Annotated in this window: 2 protein-coding genes; both read left to right on the forward strand. The window is 52.0% G+C overall.

Translation table 11 applies throughout. The features are described 5' to 3' along the window. A partial coding sequence (locus tag AB8B76_RS11545) for a hypothetical protein (protein ID WP_405272617.1) occupies positions 1-193 on the forward strand: 193 nt, incomplete at its 5' end. Positions 194-740: 547 nt separating this feature from the next. Beyond that, positions 741-3,119 carry a mechanosensitive ion channel domain-containing protein gene (locus AB8B76_RS11550; protein WP_405272618.1) on the forward strand — a complete coding sequence of 793 codons (2,379 nt, stop codon included), beginning with the start codon at positions 741-743 and terminating at the stop codon, positions 3,117-3,119. Positions 3,120-3,383: the final 264 nt, after the last annotated feature.

The following is a 3,383-nucleotide window of genomic DNA, read 5'->3' on the forward strand; positions in this document are numbered from 1 at the left end:
ACACGAGGTAGTGAATGAGTTGATTATCCGCCTCAACCGGGCGGCGGATGCGTTGACCGAGAACCCGTCAGAGGCACATTTCGCGCATGCCGCCGCTACGTTCCGCAAGCTTGAAGAGACCGTGCGCTCCCATTTCGGCTACGAGGAAACCGAATTGGCCGAAGCCATCGGCTATTACTTGGGTGCGATCTGAGATTGCTTTGGCCTACGCGAAACCCTCGCGTGTTCTGACGGATTGGATGCATAGCGGATTCTTCATCAATCTACTCACTTAGGTTCGTATGGACGGAGTTTGGCTGTGATGCCATAAATCATGAACAAGCCAGACTGCGCGGTCAAAGGAGGCATTCTTTGCAAGACAGGGCAGGGGAACCAGTTAACGTCAGCTTTGGGCTCTGGAGCTACAAATACTAAAGCGTCGCATGTCGCAAAGCGAATCTTGGCTGTGCGAGAATTCAACCACAGAGTTGCGGGCAAAACGAACGCGGGACAACGTCGCCTGAAGCAAGAATAGCGGGAGCCTCCGTTTTTAAAAAGGGATCAGCATCCAAGGTCACATCGGTATCGCCGCGAACGCCTCCAACCGCGAACCCTTCCGACCCAACAAGCTGGAAGCTTTCAAATTCCTTTGATCGTCGAGATTTTAGAGACCATTTTTCGACGATGGAATTGGACAAGGCGCAGCAAAGGAATAGGTGCTAGACGGCAACAAACAAAAAACGAGAATTAGGGGCAAAACCATGCGAGCAGCAATCCAACTGCTGACTAAATTGAGAATGCGGGCATACTTCGCATTTGTACTTGCTCTTACTTTGAGCTTCCATCTGTCCCCGGCCCAGGCGCAACTAAGTAGCGGCACCCCAACGGAAGAACAGGTTGTGACGGACAGTTCTGCGCTCAAATCGCTCCTCGATGTGCTGAAAGATGATACTGCGCGCAGCAAGCTAATTGAAGAGTTGGAGGCTACAACAATCAGGGCCGCGGAACAGATGGCGACGGTGAGCGAACCCGCCGTGGAGGCCGTTTCGCTTGGCCGGCGGATCGCGTTGATAACCCAAGAGATCAGTGAGGACGCTGTTGCCACGCTCAGTGGGCTTTGGACCAGCATTTCCAGTGGTCAAAACGTTTTTTCGGGACTCAGTGGGGAAGAGTTCAGCATCCTGCTAAAAGCAATGCCGGACCTTCTGTTGGTTATTGTAATATCAGTTTCTGTTTTATTAGTGCTACGCAACTTGGCCAAGAGATTTTATGCCCGCTTGGGTCGGCGTGCCGAACAGGCAAGTTTGTTCCGCCTGGTCTCTCTTTTCCTTGCGTCAAACATCACTGCTTTGTTTATCGTTTTGCTTGCCTGGGCTCTTGGCTACTTGGTGGCGATACTCGCCGTAGGTGAATATGGTTCGATCGGCATTGGGCAAACGATGTATCTGAACGCTTTCCTTCTCGTGGAAATCGGTAAAGTGGTCGTACGCGCCGTGTTGTCCCCGGCCGCAAGCGGCCTGCGTTTGGTCTCTGTGAGCGACCATGCAACGAAAACGATCAATAGATCGCTCAGCCTGATACTGAGCGTGCTGGGCTATGGTCAATTGCTCGTCGTGCCTATCGTCAACCAAAGCGCTTCGATGGCCGCAGGAAGTGGCGTATCAGCGCTTTTGTCGGTCTTCGTGCTGCTCTATCTGGTTTATCTGGTGGTCCGCCACAGGGGTGATGTCGCAAGTTGGCTGTCGGGACCGGTTGATATTCCTTCGCATCCAGATTTAACCACAGATGAGAGCAACCCGGTTTCTAAAACGGGATTGGCCGACGGATTGATGGTTGGTCTCGCAAAGCTCTGGCATTTGATCGTGCTTGGCTATCTGGGTGCGATGTTCGTGGTGCTGATGACGCAGCCTGCCGAAGTGACTTTGGCTGCGCTGGTCGCCTCAGGAAAGGTCCTCGCTGCACTGATCGTCGCCTCGCTGGCTTCGGGCTGGTTGTCGACGGCGATGATGCGCGGAGTAACTCTGCCCGAAGACATCAACCAAAAGCTGCCCCTTCTTGAACCGCGCCTCAACCGCTTCGTTCCACGCGCCTTTGGAGCACTTAGGCTTGCGATTTTGTCGATCGTACTGCTGTTTGCGTTTGACGTGATCGGCATAATCGACATGCGTAGTTGGTTGGAAAGTCAGGTTGGTCTTCAGGTCACGACGTCCATTGTATCGGTGGTTTTGATCTTGCTGGTCGCTTTTGGGCTTTGGCTGGGGCTCACTTCCTTCGTGGATTACAAGCTGAATCCTGAATACGGCTCGGTGCCCACGTCACGCGAGATCACGCTGCTGACACTGTTGCGCAACGCGGCCACTATAGCCCTGATCATTATCACACTGATGTTTTGCCTGTCTGAAATAGGACTCAATATCGGGCCACTGCTGGCCTCTGCGGGTGTTCTTGGTCTGGCGATAGGTTTTGGCGCACAGTCAATGGTCAAGGACATTATAACAGGCATTTTTATTCAGTTTGAGAATTCCATTAATGTTGGCGATGTCATTACCGTGGGAGGCATCACGGGCACTGTCGAAAAACTGTCGGTACGCTCAGTTAGTTTGCGTGACGCGCACGGCGTTTTCCACATCATGCCATTCTCGAGCGTGGATATGGTCAGTAACTTCATGCGCGAGTTTTCTTACTCAGTTTGTGATATGGGCATCGCGTACCGTGAAAACGTAGACGACGCCAAACAAGCTATGCACGACGCGTTCGATATGCTCATGGAGGACGCGGAGATCGCTGGATCTATTATAGCCCCGCTGGAGTGGTTTGGCATCAACAGCTTTGGAGATAACGCCGTGGTGCTACGTACACGCATCAAGACCATTCCGGGCAAGCAATGGGCTGTCGGTCGTGCCTATAACGGGTATCTGAAGACCGTTTTTGATGCGCGTGACATTGAGATCCCTTACCCACAACAAACAATCTGGCTGGGCAAAGCCAAGGATGGCACTACTGAACCATTCCGCGTCGAAGAAGTGCCTGAAGTGGGCGGCGCAGGTCAGCAGGTGAGGCGTGAAAACGACGCGATACAAGATACTGTCGAGCTTGCGACTGATGCTACTGGATCAGAGAGGGATGTTGCTAAGGGCTAGATCCAACTTGAGGTATGCGAAGAACCCGTTCCTCCATATCCAGTTAGTGTGAATTCTATAGGTACAATGGTGTTCGGTTCAGTCATCGTGTCACAGCAAGTGAAACGTGTATCTCAGCCAAAAAATCAATTTTAATCAGATATTTAGCGTTTTCGTTAACCTTAGGCTACAATTGGTAATTCAGCCGCCAAGACCGGCGATTCAACAATGAATAAAGATGTGCGGCCCGGCCATAGATGCATCCAGCGGTAATTATTTGGTTTA

This window comes from Congregibacter sp. (assembly GCF_045107095.1).
Taxonomy (GTDB): domain Bacteria; phylum Pseudomonadota; class Gammaproteobacteria; order Pseudomonadales; family Halieaceae; genus Congregibacter.

Coding starts and splice junctions, on each gene's coding strand:
- AB8B76_RS11550 (WP_405272618.1), top strand. CDS start 741: ATGCGAGCAGCAATCCAACTGCTGACTAAATTGAGAATGCGGGCATAC.